The sequence below is a fragment of the Amycolatopsis sp. WAC 04182 genome, from assembly GCF_003947465.1.
In the GTDB taxonomy this organism is placed as follows: domain Bacteria; phylum Actinomycetota; class Actinomycetes; order Mycobacteriales; family Pseudonocardiaceae; genus Amycolatopsis.
Genome location: NZ_QHJJ01000002.1, coordinates 586366 through 601942 on the forward strand (window position 1 = coordinate 586366; position 15577 = coordinate 601942).

A 15577-nucleotide genomic window follows, 5' to 3' on the forward strand; every position below is an offset into this window, starting at 1 on the left:
TCCGATTCCACCCGTGGTGTGAATCCACTCCACCCCCCGCCGTGAAAAGCTCGCGGTAACCCGCCCGTCCCGAGCTATTTCCTGGGGGATACCGCCATGTCCACGCTGGCCAGACTGAGCCTGCGCAACCGAAGTCTCATCGGGCTGCTCGCCCTGGTGGTGATCGGCTTCGGCGCCTTCGCCCTGCCACAACTGAAGCAGCAGCTGTTCCCGTCACTGCAGTTCCCGCAGGCGCAGATCATCACGCCGTACGCGGGCGCGTCGCCGGACGCGGTCGACCGTCAGGTCACCGAGCCGCTCGAAGGCGGGCTGCAGGGGTTGAAGGGCCTCGAAGAGCTGAACTCGACGTCGTCGGAGGGGCTGTCGCGGATCACCGCGCAGTTCGAGTTCGGCACGGACATCGACGCGGCGGTCGGGCAGATCCAGCGCGTCGTCGACGGGCTGAAGGCACGGCTGCCGCAGAACAGCGAGCCGTCGGTGTCGGCAGGCTCCACCGATGATCTCCCGGTCGTGCTGCTCGCCGCCGGGACCACCGGCGACCCGCAGGCGCTCGCGCCCGCGCTGACCGGGGAGGTCGCGCCGGAACTGCGGAAGATCGACGGTGTCCGCGAGGTCGAGGTGACCGGTGCGCGGCAGCCGCGGGTGACCATCGCGCTGGACTACGCGAAGCTTGCCGCCGCGGGGGTCGACCCGTCGTCGATCGCCACCACGCTGCAGACCGCCGGTGCCGCCGTCCCGGCCGGGACGCTGACCGAAGGCGACAAGACGCTCACCGTCCAGGTCGGCGGCGGACCGACCACAGTGGACACGATCAAGAACCTTTACCTGACCCCGTCGCAGCCGTCGCGCCCCGGGGCGCAGGCAGGCAAGCCCGTGAAGCTCGGTGATGTCGCCGATGTCCAGGCCGGGTTCGCGCCGCAGACCTCGATCACGCGCACCAACGGCAAGCCGAGCCTCGGGCTCTCGATCACCATGGTGGAGAACGGGAACGCGGTCGCGATCTCGGAATCGGTACGGGACAAGCTGCCCGAACTGTCGAAGAAGATCGGCGCCGAGATGAGCGTCGTGTTCGACCAGGGCACGCCGGTCAAGGACGCGATCAGCGGCCTGACCACCGAAGGGCTGCTCGGGCTGGCGTTCGCGGTCTTGGTGATCCTGCTGTTCCTGATGTCGGTGCGCTCCACCCTGGTCACGGCGGTGTCGATCCCGCTGTCGGTGGTCGTGGCGCTGCTGGCGTTGTGGACCGGCGATCTGTCGCTGAACCTGCTCACCCTCGGCGCGCTCACCATCGCCATCGGGCGGGTGGTCGACGACTCGATCGTGGTGCTGGAGAACATCAAACGACATCTGGCGTACGGCGAGGAGAAACAGCGCGCGGTCCTGGACGGCGTGCGCGAGGTCGCGGGTGCCGTGACGTCGTCCACCCTCACCACGGTCGCGGTGTTCCTGCCGATCGCGTTCGTGGGCGGGTTCGTCGGCGAGCTGTTCTCGCCGTTCGCGATCACGGTCACCGTGGCGCTGCTGGCGTCGCTCCTGGTGTCGCTGACGATCGTGCCGGTGCTCGCGTACTGGTTCCTCAAACCGCCCAAGACCCCGGCGAACGAGCACGAGGCCGAGCTCACGCGCCAGGCCGCCGAGGACAAGGAACGCCGCGGGCTGCTGCAGCGCGGGTACGTTCCGGTGATCCGGTTCGCCACGCGGCGCCGCGTCACCGTGGTGTTGCTTGCGCTGATCATCTTCGGTGGCACGGTCGGGCTGGCCTCGCAGCTGAACACCAACTTCCTCGACCAGTCCGGCTCGACGACGCTGAGCCTTTCGCAGAAGCTGCCGCCCGGCACCAGTTCCGAGGCCAAGGAGAAGGCCGCCGGCGCGGTCGAGCAGGCGCTCGCCGCCGAACCCGACGTCGAGACCTACCAGGTGAGCATCGGCGGGGGCGGTTTCTTCGGTGGCGGCGGGATGGCGACCAACATCCAGGTCACCGTCGCCAAGGACACCGATCTCGACGCGCTGTCGGATCGCTTGCGGGGCAAGCTGGACAAGCCGGAACTCGGCGAGGTCAAGATCGGCGCGGAAGCGGGCGGGTTCAACACGGACCAGGTCTCGATCACCGTCAGGGCACCGGACGAGGCGGCGCTGAAGCCCGCCGCCGAGCAGGTCCGCCAGGCGCTGTCCGGCGTCCCGGACCTCACCGAGGTGACCAGTGACCTCGCGCAAGGTTCGCCGCGGGTGCAGGTCGAGGTCGACGCCGCCAAGGCCGCCGCGAGCGGGCTTTCGGCGACCACGATCGGCCAGATCGCGAACCAGGCCATCGCCGGCCGCACGGTGACCCAGCTGCCGGTCGACGGTCAGCGCACGGACATCGTGCTGCGTGCGGGCACGGCCCCGGTGTCGGTCGACGCGGTCAAGGCGCTGCCGATCCCGAGCGCCGCCGGCGTCGTCCGGCTCGATTCGGTCGCGAACGTGTCCACAGTGGACGGACCGGCCGCGGTGCACCGCACCTCCGGCGAGCTGAGCACCACGGTCACCGCCAAGAACACCGGCGCGGACCTGGCCGCCACCACGAAGGCCATCCAGTCCAAGTTGGACGGGCTGGACTTCACCGGCGGCGCGGCGTACAAGCTCGGCGGCGTCAGCGAGGACCAGCAGGAGGCCTTCGGGAACCTGTTCCTCGCGCTGCTGGCCGCGGTCGCGATCGTGTACCTGATCATGGTGGCGACGTTCCGCAGCCTGATCCAGCCGCTGATCCTGCTGGTGTCGATCCCGTTCGCGGCGACCGGCGCGATCGGGCTGCTGCTGGCCACCGGGACCGCGCTGGGCCTGCCCGCGCTGATCGGGATGCTGATGCTCGTCGGCATCGTGGTGACCAACGCGATCGTGCTGATCGACCTGATCAACCAGTACCGGGCTTCGGGGATGAGCGTCGCCGACGCCGTCGTCGAAGGCGGCAGGCGACGGCTGCGGCCGATCCTGATGACCGCCGCGGCGACCATCTTCGCGCTGGTCCCGATGGCGCTCGGGCTGACCGGCCAGGGCGGGTTCATCGGGCAGCCGCTGGCGATCGTGGTCATCGGCGGCCTGGTCAGCTCGACCCTGCTGACGCTGATCCTGGTGCCGACGCTCTACACGATGGTCGAGACGCGGAAAGAGAAGCGTCGCGCGAAGAAGGAGGCCCGGCGGTCTTCTGCCCCGGCCACCGAGACGCTGACCCCGGAGCCGGCCGCGTAGACCTGGGGGCGGGGGACGGAAGGCGCGCCGGGGCCGGGTGGGCACCCGGCGCGCCTTCCACATTCAGTCGACCAACTGCGCAGGTGCGCCGTCAGGACCAAGTAGGTGAAGGCCCCCAACCTCGACGGCGTCGCCGCAACCCGTAACTCGCGTGATTGGACCAGGTACGCCTCCAATCACGCGAGTTACGCGTCTGATCACGCGAGTTACGCCTTCCGGAACCGCCAGGTCTTGCTGTCGAACGCCACGCACCACGAGGGCGAAAGCATGACGACCCGCAGGGTCCCGTCGGCGGCGACGTCGATGCCCTCGGTCTCGAAGTTCCCGCTGCAGGTGCTCTTCAACGGCAGCTGCCCCAGCGACGTGACCCGCCCGGTCACGTCCGAACCGGACAGCGCGCCGGAAAGGTCGACCTGCAGGAGCGGCTTGGTGGTCCCGAACAGGGCGCCCTCGGGGTCGTCGGACGCGCACAGCAGGCGGGTCGCGGTGACGAAGTCGCAGCCCTGGATGTCCCGCACCGGCTTGTCGAGCCGGATCGCGGACGCGTACGGCAGGTTCGCCGACGGATTCGTGTGCGCGACGCCGGGCATCGGGTGCACGAGGAGCCGGTCCATCGTGCCCCACTCGCCCGCCACCATCCAGCGCGCGTCGGGGGTCACGGCGGCGAACGAGTTGTTGTTCGCCTCCCACGACTCCAGCGTGTGCGTGTAGTTCGCCCAGGTCCCGTTGGGCGACTCGACGCGGAAGAGCTTCGCTCCCCTGTCGTCGCGCTGGTACGGCTCGACGTACCAGCCCTGCGCGGAGCCCGGATCGCCGACGTGGTTCCAGCCCTGGGACGAGAGGTTCACGGGAACGGTCGCGATCCCGGTGTAGCGGTAGATGGTCCCGGACGGCCGTTCGATGGTGGCCAGGCCCTGGCCCTCGTCGAGCGGGCGGGCGTTGTCCGAGCCGACCGTGGTCCAGCCGGTGACGGCTTGGGCGGCGGCGGGTGAGAACACCGCGACCAACGCGGCGATGGCGAGCACGATCCCGGTTCTACGCATGAAGGCTCCGTCCCGGCGGGTTTTCGCTGGCGCGTACTGATTACCAGCGAAGACCGGGACGGGCAGCCACCATGTGAAGGATTTTCAGATTTTGTCCGGTTTCGGGCACCGGCCGATCAGGTGTCAGTCGCCCGGCTTGAGACCGTCGTAGATCTTCTTGCAGTCCGGGCAGACCGGCGAACCGGGCTTCGCCGACTTCGTCACCGGGAAGACCTCACCGCACAGCGCCACCACGTGCGTGCCCATGACCGCGCTTTCGGCGATCTTGTTCTTGCGCACGTAGTGGAACATCTTCGGCGCGTCGTCGTCGGTGCCGTCGGTGCCCTCGGGACGGGTATCCGGCTTCGGAAGGGTCTGTGTACTCACCCCTCCATAATGCCCCAAATCCTCCTGCGCACACCGGCGACCTGGCAGGATCTCGCCCATGTTCCAGAAGGTGCTCGCGACGTTCGGCTCGGGCGGGGCGAAGATCGACGCCCGGCTGCTCGACCGCACGGTCTCCCCCGGCCGCCCGCTGCGCGGCGAGGTTCTGCTGCTCGGCGGCGAAGTCGATCAAGAGATCAACGGTCTCTCGGTGAAGCTGCTCGCCCGGGTCACCCTCCCGGACGAACGCCGTCCCGGCGTCGAGGACCTCGAGTTCGGCATCCAGCAGCTGGCGGGCAACGAGCGGATCGGGCCGGGACAGCAGGTCCGCATCCCGTTCGAGGTGGCCCTGCCGTGGGAGACGCCGATCTCCAGCGTCTTCGGCAAACCGCTGACCGGGATGGCCGTCGGCCTCCAGACCAGCCTCGACATCGCGAACTCCGTGACCGACCCGGTCGACGTCGACGGCGCCGCGATCGAGCCGCTGCCCGCGCAGAAACGGATCTTGGACGCCTTCAGCCGGATCGGCTTCGTCTTCCGCGAAGCCGTGCTGGAACGCGGCCGGGTCGACGGCGCCGTCCAGCAGCTCCCGTTCTTCCAGGAGATCCGCTTCACCCCTTCGCCGCGATTCGCCCCCGTCTTCACCTCGGTGGCGGTGACCTTCCTGTCCTCGCCGTCGGAGACGCAGGTCGTGCTGGAGGTGACCAAACGGGTCCGGGTGTCCAAGAGCGGCGGGTTCGGCGGACGCGGTCAGGAGTTCCTCGGCCTGTTCAAGGTCGACCACGCGGCGCTCGACCGGGTCAAGTGGGAGCCGCAGCTCGAAGGCTGGCTGCACGAGGTGGCCAAAGCGCGCGGGATCTTCGACTGATGGACTGGCCCACCGCGATCACCCGGCTCGGCGGCGATCACCTGCTCGCCGCCGTCGCGTGGGACGACCTCCGAACCCGCTACGCCGAACCGCATCGCCGCTACCACGATCTCCGGCACGTCACGGCGGTCGCGCACGACAGCGGCGACCTCGCCGTCGCCTTCGGCTTGGGGTCCCGCGAGCGAGCCCTCGTCGCCGTCGCCGCGTGGACGCACGACGTCGTGTACGACGCCCGTCCCGGCGAGGACGAACGGGCGAGCGCGGCCTGGACACGCGACGAACTCACCAACGCCGGCGTTCCCGCGGCGGACGTCGAACGCGCCGGAGAGCTGGTCCTGAGCACGATCCACCACTCCGCGCCGGACGACGACCTCCTCGCCACCGCGCTGCTCGACGCCGATCTCGCGATCCTCGGCGCCACACCGGAGCGCTACGAGGAGTACGCGAACGGTGTCCGGGAGGAGTACTCGATCTACTCCGACGAGGACTGGCGGGCGGGACGCGCGGCCGTGCTGGAGAACCTGCTGGCCAGGCCGCGGCTGTACCGCAGCGACATCGCGCGGGCACGCTGGGAGGGCAAGGCGCGCGCGAACCTCGCGAACGAACTGACCCGATGGCGTGACGCGGACCCACATCACCGATGATGTTCGTTCGTGACTCCGCAACTGTCCCTTCACGAAGAGGTCGCCTCCGCCCTCGCCGGCGGTGACCCCGTCGTCGCGCTGGAGAGCACCATCCTCTCCCACGGTCTCCCGCCCGGCCGCAACCTCGACGTCGCCCGGCGGCTGGAGAAGGTCGTGCGCGACGGCGGCGCCGTCCCCGCGACCATCGCCGTCCTCGACGGCGTCCCCCTGATCGGCCTCACCGGCGAGCAGCTGGAACGGGTCTGCGCGCCCGGCGCGGATCTGGACAAGCTCTCCCTGCGCGACATCGGCCCGGCCGTCGGCCTCGGCCGTTCCGGGGCGACGACGGTCGCCAGCACCGCGGCGCTGGCCGCCGCGGCCGGCATCGGGATGTTCGCCACCGGCGGGCTGGGCGGCGTGCACCAGGGTGCGGCGCAGAGCTGGGACGTCTCGGCGGATCTGGGCGTGCTCGCGAAGGTGCCGACCACGGTCGTCTGCTCCGGGGTGAAGTCGGTGCTCGACATCGCCGCGACCCTCGAAGTGCTGGAGACCAACTCCGTGCCGGTGCTGGGCTACCGCACCGGCGAGTTCCCGGCGTTCTACCTCCGCTCGTCCGGCTTCGAGGTGCCGTGGCGGGTCGACGACGCCGCGCAGGCCGCCTCGGTCATCGCCGCCCACCGGGCCCACGCGAATTCCGGTGTCCTGCTGGCGAACCCGATCCCGGAAGCGTCCGAAATGGACAGGGAGCTGCACGACCGGCTGCTCGCCGAAGGGCTGGAGCTCCTCAAGTCACGTGGCGTGCACGGCAAGGACGTCACCCCCGTGCTGCTGGAGCACTTCCACACCGCCAGCGAGGGCGTGAGCCTCGACGCGAACGAGGCGCTGGTGCTGTCCAACGCCGAACTGGCCACCGAAGTGGCCGTCGCGCTCGCCGGGACCGCGGCGTGAGCGGCATCGTCGTGGTCGGCGACGTCGGTCTCGACGTGGTCGCGCGGCACGAAGGCCCCATCCCGCACGGCGGCGACATCCGCGCGAAGGTCCACTTCACCAGCGGCGGCGCGGGCGCGAACACCGCGCTGTGGCTGCGGGCCGAGGGCGCGGAGACCACGCTGGTCGCGCGGATCGGGGACGATTCCGGCGGCCGCATGGTGAAGAGCGAACTGGAAGCGGCGGGCGTCCGCTGCGAGTTCGCGGTGGACCCCGAGGAACCGACGTTCTGCGTCGTGGTGCTCGTCGACGGCGCCGGTGAGCGGAGCATGCTCGCCGACCGCGCGGCCAACGCGAAGTTCAGCCCTGCCGACATCACCGAGGCCGCGTTGAGCGGGGCGAGCCACCTGCACCTCTCGGGCTACGTCCTGCTGTACCCGTCGTCACGGCCCGCGGCGCTCGCGTCGCTGGCGGCGGCGAAGAAGGCCGGGCTGACGACGTCGGTCGACCCGCAGGCGGCGACGCTGATCACCGATCCGGCGGCCTTCCTCGACGACGTGCGCGGCGTCGACCTGCTGATGCCGAACACCAGCGAACTGGTCGCGCTGACCGGGTCGAGCGATCCCGAGGCGGCGAAGGAACTGCTGGACTACGTCGGCGAGGTCGTGGTCACCGCCGGTCTCGACGGCGCCAGCTGGGTGGACGCGAGCGGCACCATCACCTCGGTGCCGTCGCAGCCCGCGGAGTGCGTCGACTCCACCGGTGCCGGTGACGCGTTCGACGCCGGTGTGCTGGCGGCGTGGCTGCGTGGGGAGTCCACGGTGGAGGTGCTTCGGGCCGGGACGCGGCTGGGTGCCCAGGCGGTGGCGAAGGTCGGGCCGCAGCCGTAGTCCCCTCGTGAGTGGTGAGGACGGTTCTAACCGTCCTCACCACTCACGAGGCCAGAGCCATTCCGTACCGGGGTTCTGTTGGGTGCTGGGCTTGGCCGGGGTTGCGAAAGCCACTTTCGCAACGTTGAAGGTTGCGAAAGTGGCTTTCGCAACGTCAGCCGTGGCCGCGCCCGGGCCCGGGCCCGGGATCAACGGCGGCCGGAAGGTACCGCCACTCACGAGGCGCGAAACGGGTCAGCCGCCGTCGATGACCTGATGACCGCCGCTCTCGATCCGCGTCGGTTCGGCCTGGTAGCGGTTGACCTTCTCGCTCTTGCGCGGCGGCCGGTCGTTGGCGATCAGGACGGCGACCCACGGCAGCGGGATCGAGATCGCGATCAATGCCAGCGCCAGCCACCAGGTCTCGTAGAAGATCCCGGCGAGGATCAGGCACGGGATGCGGAACGACATCATGATGATGTACTTCCGCTTCCGTTTGGCCAGCTGGTCTTCGTAGGACGGGGCGGCTTCGGTGATCAGCACCGGAGCGGGTTCCCTCGGCTCGGGACCGTGGGCGGGCGCGTTCACAGCACCACCTCCGGCTTCCATGCTCCCACTCGCCGGGCTCATCCGACACCCGGGTGGGTGAGCCGGTGCAGAGCCGCGACCACGAGCGTCTCGACACCTGCCGAAAGCGTCGGATGCGGGATCGGCGCGAAGAGCGGCGAATGGTTCGACGGGATGTCCTGTTCGAAGCGCCCGGCGGTCATCGCGGCGATCACCTTGCCCTCGTCCAGGCCGCCGACCAGCCAGAACACCGAGGGGACGCCGGCCGCGCGGCCGAACTCGCTGAAGTCCTCACTGCCGGTGACCAGGGGCGCGGGCATCACCCGGCTCTCGCCGAAGTGGTCGCGGAAGGCGGCGGTGAGCCCCTCGGTGGCCGCGTCGTCGTTCTCGGTGACCGGGAACGCGCCGATCCGCTCGATCTCCGGCGGTTTCGGCGCGCCCGCGGTGGCCGCCTCGCCCTGGACGATCCGCTCGACCGCCGCGACGACCTTCTCCCGCACGGCCTGGTCGAACGACCGGATGTTGACCTCGAGGACGGCGTGGTCGGCGATGATGTTGTGCGCGGTGCCGACGTGCAGCGACCCGACGGTCACCACGGCCGACTCGGTCGCCGAGATCTCCCGCGACACGATGGTCTGGAGCTTGAGCACCACGGAAGCGGCGAGCACCGCGGGATCCACCGTGGTCTCGGGCCGCGAACCGTGCCCGCCGCGGCCGTGCAGGGTGATGCGGAGCGCGTCGGTGGCCGCCATGATCACGCCCGGCCTGGTCAGCACCCAGCCCGCCGGACCGGGCACGACGTGCTGGCCGAGCACGACGTCGGGCTTCCCGGCGGGACCGAAGACCCCGTCGCGGACCATGCCGACGGCGCCGTCTCCCGCCTCCTCCCCCGGCTGGAACACGACCATCAGCGTGCCGGACCAGTGCTCGCGGCCGGCCGCGAGCAGCGAGGCGGCGCCGGAGAGCCAGGTGGCGTGCATGTCGTGGCCACAGGCGTGCATCACCGGGACCTCGCGGCCGTCGGCGTCGACCCCGCGCGCGGTGCTCGCGTACGGCAGGCCGGTCTTCTCCTCGACCGGCAGCGCGTCGATGTCGGCGCGCAGCATCACCTTCGGGCCGGGCCCGTTGCGCAGCACGCCCAGCACACCGGTGCGCCCGATGCCGGTGTGCACCTCGTAGCCGTCGGCCTCCAGGCGCTTCGCCAGTTCGGCGGCGGTGCGGGTTTCGGCGAACGACAGCTCCGGATGCCGATGGAGGTCGGTGTACAGGTCTTCCAATCCGGGCAGCGCCGCCTGCAGCGGTGCCAGGACACGTTCGAGGCTCACGACGTCATCCTGGCAGTATTACCCACCGTGAGCACACGAGCGGCCCTCCCCGACCTGTCCGACGACGTCTGCGCGAGGTTGCGGGACGCCTTCCGCCGGACGGGGTACGACACCGACGGCGTGGTCGGCGCCCTCGGCTCCGCGCACGCCGCCCTCGGCCGCGGCGAACCGGAACTCGCCTACCGAGCGACCCGCGACGCGGGTGAACTCGGCACGCTGATCCGGCTGTTCCTGCTGGGCTCGACCGAACCGGAGAAGGACGTCGAGGCCGCTTTCGCGCCACTGTCCCTCGATGACGCGGTCGCCGCCACGTTGCTCGTGCCCGCCGCCGACGGTTACCGGGCCGGCCTCGACGTCCGCCCGCACGGCGACGACGAGGGCTCGTGGTGGGTCGTTTCGGATCTCGACGCCGACGTCCTCGGCCAGACCGTGCCCGAGGACCACGTGCTCGGCGTCGGGCACGCGTCCCTCAGCCTGATCCGGGCCACGAGCCGCCGCGAGGTCGGCAGCCTGCTCGACGTCGGCACCGGCAACGGTGTCCAGGCGCTGCACGCCACGCGGCACGCGAAGCAGGTCACCGCGACCGACGTCTCGGCCCGCGCGCTGGCCCTGGCGGCGGCGACGTTCCGGCTCAACGAACTGGACGTCGAACTCGTCCGGGGCGAATGGTTCGCGCCGGTCGCGCGGCGCCGGTTCGACCAGATCGTGTGCAATCCGCCGTTCGTGGTCGGCCCGCCGCGGGTCGACTACACCTACCGCGACTCCGGTCTCGCGGGTGACGACGCCAGCGCCCTCGTGGTGCGGCAGCTGCCCGGGTTCCTCAACGACGGCGGCACCGGTCAGCTCCTGGCGTCCTGGCTGCACGTCAAGGGTGAGGACTGGGGCGATCGGGTGACCCGCTGGCTGCCCGCCAAGACCGACGCGTGGTTCGTCCAGCGGGACATCGCGGACCCGGGACTGTATGTCGGCACGTGGTTGCGTGACGCGGGTATCGATCCCCGTTCCCCCGAAGGCCGCGCGAAATCCGGAGCGTGGCTCGACTGGTTCGCCGAAAACGACGTCCAGGGGATCGGGTTCGGCTTCGTCACCCTCCGGCGGGCGGACGGCGCGACCCCGACGATCGTGTGCGAAGACCTGCGCCAGGCCTACGACGACCCGCTGGGAGCCGAGGCCGCGAACTGGCTGGATCGGGTGGAATGGCTTCGCGCCAACGGTGATTCGCTCCTCGACGTCCGGTTCCGGGTGCCGGAAACGGTTCTCCTGGAAAGCGTCGCCGAGCCGGGCGAGGAAGGCTGGGCCACGACCGTCCAGCGGCTGCACCGCACCGACGGTCCCGGGTGGTCGCACGAAGTGGACGAACTCGCGACACGGCTGCTCGCGGGCTGCCAGGGCGCGCTGCCCCTGGAGGACTTGATCGTGCTCCTGGCGGCCGCTCAGGGGCTCGAACCGGAGGAGCTGGCCGAAGCCGCGCTGCCCGTCGTCCGGGAACTGGTCCGGCACGGCATGCTCCTCCCGGCCGTCTGATGCGGGCGGTGGTGGCGAGGGTCACGGAAGCGAGCGTGACCGTCGGCGACGAGGTGACCGGCGCCATCGACGAGCCGGGTTTGCTGGTGCTGCTGGGAATCCACGTCGACGATGACCTATCCAAGGTGCCGACGATGGCCCGCAAACTGCACGAAGCTCGCATACTTCGCGACGAGGAGTCCTGCGCCACCACCGGCGCTCCCCTGCTCGTCGTAAGCCAGTTCACTCTTTACGGCGACACCCGCAAAGGCCGCCGTCCGTCCTGGACGGCGGCTGCGCGGCCCGAGGTCGCCGAACCCCTCGTGACGGCCGTCGTCGACGCGCTGCGCGAACGCGGCGCGCGGGTCGAAACCGGCCGCTTCGGGGCCATGATGGCGGTCCGGAGCGTGAACGACGGTCCGTTCACCCTCCTCATAGAGGTCTAGACCACGTTTCTTTGTCCCCGGCACGGGCATTCTCAGGAAAAGCTCAGGGTTGGTGGAGCAACGCCCCAGGTCAGCCGCCCGTCTCCTCTGTAGCGGCCGGGAACGTTTTCGGACCTCCCGGCGTTGAGCCAAGTGTCCAGCCAAGCTGGGCCGAGGAGGAGTAGCCGGTTTTCCACAGGGCCTGCTACGCCGAGACGGACCCGGCGGACAACCGCAGCACGTTCAGCCCGTGACCGGGGAGGCAGAATGTCAGTCCAGACTCTCGAACGCGAAGCGCGCGGGATTCGCGAGCGCCGTATCCCGGCGCAATCCACCCAGGAGCCGGTGAGCACGGGGGCGCTCACCGACGCCGACCTCGACGCCCAGAGCCCGGCCGCGGACCTCGTTCGCGTGTACCTCAACGGAATCGGCAAGACGGCGCTGCTGTCCGCCGCCGACGAGGTCGAGCTGGCCAAGCGCATCGAAGCGGGCGTGTTCGCCCAGCACATGCTCGACACGGCCGAGGGGCTCACGCCGAAGCGGCGTTCGGAGATGTCCGCTCTCGTGCGTGACGGCCACGTCGCGAAGAACCACCTGCTGGAGGCCAACCTCCGCCTCGTGGTCTCGCTCGCGAAGCGCTACACCGGCCGGGGGATGCCGCTGCTCGACCTGATCCAGGAGGGGAACCTGGGTCTCATCCGCGCGGTGGAGAAGTTCGACTACTCCAAGGGGTTCAAGTTCTCGACGTACGCCACCTGGTGGATCCGCCAGGCCATCACCAGGGGGATGGCCGACCAGGGACGCACCATCCGGCTGCCGGTCCACCTGGTGGAACAGGTGAACAAGCTGGCGCGCATCAAGCGTGACCTGCACCAGCAGCTCGGCCGGGACGCCACCCACGAGGAGCTGTCCGCCGAATCGGGTATCCCGGCGCACAAGATCTCCGACCTGCTCGACCACTCGCGTGACCCGGTGAGCCTCGACATGCCGGTCGGCACCGAGGAGGACGCCCCGCTCGGTGACTTCATCGAGGACTCCGAGGCGACCGACGCCGAGAGCGCCGTGATCTCCGGCCTGCTCCAGGACGACCTGCGCCGCGTGCTCGCGACGCTGGACGACCGCGAGTCCCAGGTGATCCGCCTGCGCTACGGCCTCGACGACGGCCAGCCGCGCACGCTCGACCAGATCGGCAAGCACTTCGGCCTTTCCCGTGAGCGCGTTCGGCAAATCGAGCGAGAGGTCATGTCGAAGCTGCGTCAGGGTGAGCGGGCGGACCGCCTGCGCGCCTACGCTTCGTAATGCCGCAACCCCTTTCGACGCGGAAAAAGCAACACCCGTTCGGCAGCGTTGACTTATGACCTGCGTCACGAGACCGTCGATCAGGCAATAAGTCTTCGCGGTCGGGCGTGCGCGCCCGGATCGCTTTCCCCGGGAGGTCGGGTCCGTCGGGGTGGGCCCGGCCTCCCGAACTAATTTGTGCGGCCCGGCGACAAAATGCAGAGTGCGAATTGCACTCGGTCCCATGGGTCGTGAGTGGTAAGGACGGTTCTAACCGTCCTTACCACTCACGAGACCCAGCACCGGCGCCCACTGGCAGTGGCCCCGGTTACGTCAGCCATGGCCTCGCGGACGCCGTGGCCGGGCTTGGGTACCGTGAGCGGGTTCCCGATGCCGGCAAAGGAGCCCGCGCAGTGGCGCCCACCACGTTCCAGTACACCGAAGTCCTTCCCCTCGCGAAGGACACCCACACCGAGTACCGGCTGATCGGCACCGAAGGTGTCGAGGTCGTCGAAGCCGCGGGCCGGAAGTTCCTCAAGGTCGAGCCCGAGGCGCTGACCAAACTCGCCAAGACCGCGATCACCGACATCCAGCACCTGTTGCGCTCGTCACACCTGGCGCAGCTGCGCGCGATCGTCGACGACCCCGAGGCCAGCGGCAACGACCGCTTCGTCGCGATGGACCTGCTGCGCAACGCGGCGATCTCCGCCGGCGGCGTGCTCCCGATGTGCCAGGACACCGGCACCGCGATCGTGATCGGCAAACGCGGCGAAGGCGTGCTCACCGGCGCCGACGACGAGCGTGCGCTGTCGCGCGGTATTTTCGACGCCTATCAGGAGTTGAATCTGCGCTATTCGCAGATGGCGCCGGTGAATTTCTGGGATGAGCGCAATACGGGCACCAACTTGCCCGCGCAGATCGAGCTCTATCACAAAGACGGGCAAGGCGACCCGAGCTATGAATTCCTGTTCATGGCGAAGGGCGGCGGCAGCGCGAACAAGACGTTCCTCTATCAGGAAACGAAAGCCGTCCTGAACCCGAAGCGGCTCGCGAAGTTCCTCGACGAGAAGCTGCGCAGCCTCGGTACCGCGGCCTGCCCGCCGTACCACCTCGCGATCGTCGTCGGCGGCACGTCGGCGGAGTTCAACCTGAAGGTCGCGAAGCTCGCCTCCGCGCGCTATCTCGACGACCTGCCCACCGAGGGTTCCGAGCTGGGCCACGGTTTCCGCGACGTCGACCTCGAACAGCAGGTGCTCGAGATGACGCGCCAGTTCGGCATCGGCGCGCAGTTCGGCGGCAAGTACTTCTGCCACGACGTCCGCGTGATCCGCCTGCCGCGCCACGGCGCGTCCTGCCCGGTCGGGGTCGCCGTCTCGTGCTCGGCCGACCGCCAGGCGAAGGCGAAGATCACCGCCGACGGCGTCTTCCTGGAGCAGCTCGAACGCGACCCGGCGCAGTTCCTGCCGGACGTCACCGAGGACGACCTGTCCGACGAGGTGGTGACCGTCGACCTCAACCGGCCGATGGCCGAGATCCGCGCGCAGCTCTCGCAGCTGCCGGTGAAGACCCGCCTGTCGCTGACCGGTCCGCTCGTCGTCGCCCGCGACATCGCGCACGCGAAGATCGCCGAGCGGCTCGACGCGGGCGAAGAGATGCCTCAGTACCTTCGCGACCACCCCGTGTACTACGCGGGCCCGGCGAAGACGCCCGAGGGTTACGCGTCGGGTTCCTTCGGGCCGACCACCGCGGGCCGCATGGACTCCTACGTCGAGCAGTTCCAGGCCGCCGGCGGCTCGCTGGTGATGCTGGCGAAGGGCAACCGGTCCAAGAAGGTGACCGCCGCGTGCAACGAGCACGGCGGGTTCTACCTCGGCTCGATCGGCGGCCCGGCCGCGCGGCTCGCGCAGGACTGCATCAAGAAGGTCGACGTCCTCGAGTACGCCGAGCTGGGGATGGAAGCGGTCTGGAAGATCGAGGTCGAGGACTTCCCCGCGTTCATCGTCATCGACGACAAGGGCAACGACTTCTTCGAGGCCACCTCGGAACCGGTGCTGCAGATCAGCTTCCGCTGACGTCCGTGAAGGCCTCCTTCACTACCTTCAGGGTAGGCAAGGAGGCCTTCACGGAACTTCCGGCACGTTCCCGGGACGCGCCCGTGAGCGTTATCGCATCTGCTTCAGGACCACGGTCCGCTCCCCCAGCGGCGCCGACAGCGCCACCGAGATCACCGGATGCCGGATGTCCATCGTGCACATCTGGCCGGTCTGGCCCTTCAGTTCGGTCAGGTTGACGGTGACCCTGGTCCCGTCCTGCTGCGCGGCCTCCGCCGTCGCGTGCCCGCAGCCGCCTTCCTGGCCGCGGACGTTCAGGATGGTCCCGCCGTTGCTGGTGTACACCTCGCGCGGGTAGTCCGCGGGCAGCGCCGACGCGTCGAGCTGCTTGTCCGGCAGCTTGGTGCTGCCTTCCGGAACCTCCTGCCGAGGCGCGCCCGGCACGCCCGGCTGGCTTCCCGGCTTGCTGCTCGGCGCGGGGGCCGGCGACGAAGACGGCGGTGCGGTCGG

The 15577-nt window shown here is 69.8% G+C and carries 14 protein-coding genes; 9 read left to right on the forward strand and 5 right to left on the reverse strand.

Going from position 1 to position 15577, the window contains the following annotated elements; translation table 11 throughout:
- Positions 1–96: 96 nt before the first annotated feature.
- Positions 97–3225 (forward strand): efflux RND transporter permease subunit, encoded by a 3129-nt coding sequence (locus DMH01_RS09920; RefSeq protein ID WP_125675301.1) that lies wholly within the window; start codon positions 97–99, stop codon positions 3223–3225.
- Positions 3226–3431: 206 nt separating this feature from the next.
- On the opposite strand, the gene DMH01_RS09925 is transcribed toward DMH01_RS09920, so the two are convergent.
- Both DMH01_RS09925 and DMH01_RS09930 read right to left on the reverse strand, forming a co-directional pair.
- Positions 3432–4268 (reverse strand): hypothetical protein, encoded by an 837-nt coding sequence (locus tag DMH01_RS09925; RefSeq protein WP_125675303.1) that lies wholly within the window; start codon positions 4266–4268, stop codon positions 3432–3434.
- A 123-nt stretch (positions 4269–4391) separates the two neighbouring features.
- A complete protein-coding gene (locus tag DMH01_RS09930; protein ID WP_005164469.1) occupies positions 4392–4634 on the reverse strand; it encodes a DUF3039 domain-containing protein in 243 nt (80 codons plus the stop codon).
- A gap of 58 nt (positions 4635–4692) precedes the next feature.
- Here DMH01_RS09930 and DMH01_RS09935 point away from each other — a divergent pair, with 58 nt between their 5' ends.
- Genes DMH01_RS09935 through DMH01_RS09950 form a run of 4 tightly spaced genes read left to right on the forward strand, consistent with a single transcriptional unit; the run spans position 4693 to position 7939 of the window.
- Positions 4693–5499 carry a sporulation protein gene (locus tag DMH01_RS09935; RefSeq protein ID WP_125675305.1) on the forward strand — a complete coding sequence of 269 codons (807 nt, stop codon included), beginning with the start codon at positions 4693–4695 and terminating at the stop codon, positions 5497–5499.
- Positions 5499–6143 (forward strand): hypothetical protein, encoded by a 645-nt coding sequence (locus DMH01_RS09940; RefSeq protein WP_125675308.1) that lies wholly within the window; start codon positions 5499–5501, stop codon positions 6141–6143. Before DMH01_RS09935 ends, DMH01_RS09940 begins: the two co-directional genes overlap by 1 nt.
- 9 nt (positions 6144–6152) lie before the next feature.
- Entirely contained in the window at positions 6153–7070 is a 918-nt protein-coding gene (locus DMH01_RS09945; RefSeq protein WP_125675310.1) for a pseudouridine-5'-phosphate glycosidase, read from the forward strand.
- Entirely contained in the window at positions 7067–7939 is an 873-nt protein-coding gene (locus DMH01_RS09950; RefSeq protein WP_125675311.1) for a carbohydrate kinase family protein, read from the forward strand. Before DMH01_RS09945 ends, DMH01_RS09950 begins: the two co-directional genes overlap by 4 nt.
- Positions 7940–8173: 234 nt before the next feature.
- Here DMH01_RS09950 and DMH01_RS09955 read toward each other — a convergent pair whose 3' ends face one another.
- Both DMH01_RS09955 and DMH01_RS09960 read right to left on the reverse strand, forming a co-directional pair.
- Positions 8174–8527 (reverse strand): DUF3099 domain-containing protein, encoded by a 354-nt coding sequence (locus tag DMH01_RS09955; RefSeq protein ID WP_125675314.1) that lies wholly within the window; start codon positions 8525–8527, stop codon positions 8174–8176.
- A gap of 17 nt (positions 8528–8544) precedes the next feature.
- A complete protein-coding gene (locus tag DMH01_RS09960) occupies positions 8545–9810 on the reverse strand; it encodes an amidohydrolase (protein WP_125675316.1) in 1266 nt (421 codons plus the stop codon).
- A 27-nt stretch (positions 9811–9837) separates the two neighbouring features.
- Here DMH01_RS09960 and DMH01_RS09965 point away from each other — a divergent pair, with 27 nt between their 5' ends.
- From DMH01_RS09965 to DMH01_RS09980, 4 genes are all read left to right on the forward strand, one after another.
- Complete coding sequence (locus DMH01_RS09965; protein ID WP_125675318.1) at positions 9838–11334, forward strand: methyltransferase; 1497 nt, start codon at positions 9838–9840, stop codon at positions 11332–11334.
- Positions 11334–11759: a D-aminoacyl-tRNA deacylase gene (gene dtd, locus DMH01_RS09970; RefSeq protein WP_125675320.1), complete on the forward strand. Its 426-nt coding sequence runs from the start codon at positions 11334–11336 to the stop codon at positions 11757–11759. Before DMH01_RS09965 ends, dtd begins: the two co-directional genes overlap by 1 nt.
- Positions 11760–12005: 246 nt before the next feature.
- Positions 12006–13037, forward strand: coding sequence for a sigma-70 family RNA polymerase sigma factor (locus DMH01_RS09975; RefSeq protein ID WP_125675322.1), 1032 nt, complete (start codon positions 12006–12008; stop codon positions 13035–13037).
- Between the two features lie 392 nt (positions 13038–13429).
- A complete protein-coding gene (locus DMH01_RS09980) occupies positions 13430–15088 on the forward strand; it encodes a fumarate hydratase (protein WP_125675324.1) in 1659 nt (552 codons plus the stop codon).
- 90 nt (positions 15089–15178) lie between these two features.
- On the opposite strand, the gene DMH01_RS09985 is transcribed toward DMH01_RS09980, so the two are convergent.
- A complete protein-coding gene (locus DMH01_RS09985; RefSeq protein WP_233621465.1) occupies positions 15179–15511 on the reverse strand; it encodes a hypothetical protein in 333 nt (110 codons plus the stop codon).
- Between the last annotated feature and the right edge of the window lie 66 nt (positions 15512–15577).

What these genes read in the sequence shown, in the direction of transcription:
- DMH01_RS09920 (WP_125675301.1), top strand. Translation starts at nt 97, where the DNA reads ATGTCCACGCTGGCCAGACTGAGCCTGCGCAACCGAAGTCTCATCGGG.
- DMH01_RS09925 (WP_125675303.1), bottom strand. Translation starts at nt 4,268, where the DNA reads ATGCGTAGAACCGGGATCGTGCTCGCCATCGCCGCGTTGGTCGCGGTG.
- DMH01_RS09935 (WP_125675305.1), top strand. Translation starts at nt 4,693, where the DNA reads ATGTTCCAGAAGGTGCTCGCGACGTTCGGCTCGGGCGGGGCGAAGATC.
- DMH01_RS09940 (WP_125675308.1), top strand. Translation starts at nt 5,499, where the DNA reads ATGGACTGGCCCACCGCGATCACCCGGCTCGGCGGCGATCACCTGCTC.
- DMH01_RS09955 (WP_125675314.1), bottom strand. Translation starts at nt 8,527, where the DNA reads ATGGAAGCCGGAGGTGGTGCTGTGAACGCGCCCGCCCACGGTCCCGAG.
- dtd (WP_125675320.1), top strand. Translation starts at nt 11,334, where the DNA reads ATGCGGGCGGTGGTGGCGAGGGTCACGGAAGCGAGCGTGACCGTCGGC.
- DMH01_RS09975 (WP_125675322.1), top strand. Translation starts at nt 12,006, where the DNA reads ATGTCAGTCCAGACTCTCGAACGCGAAGCGCGCGGGATTCGCGAGCGC.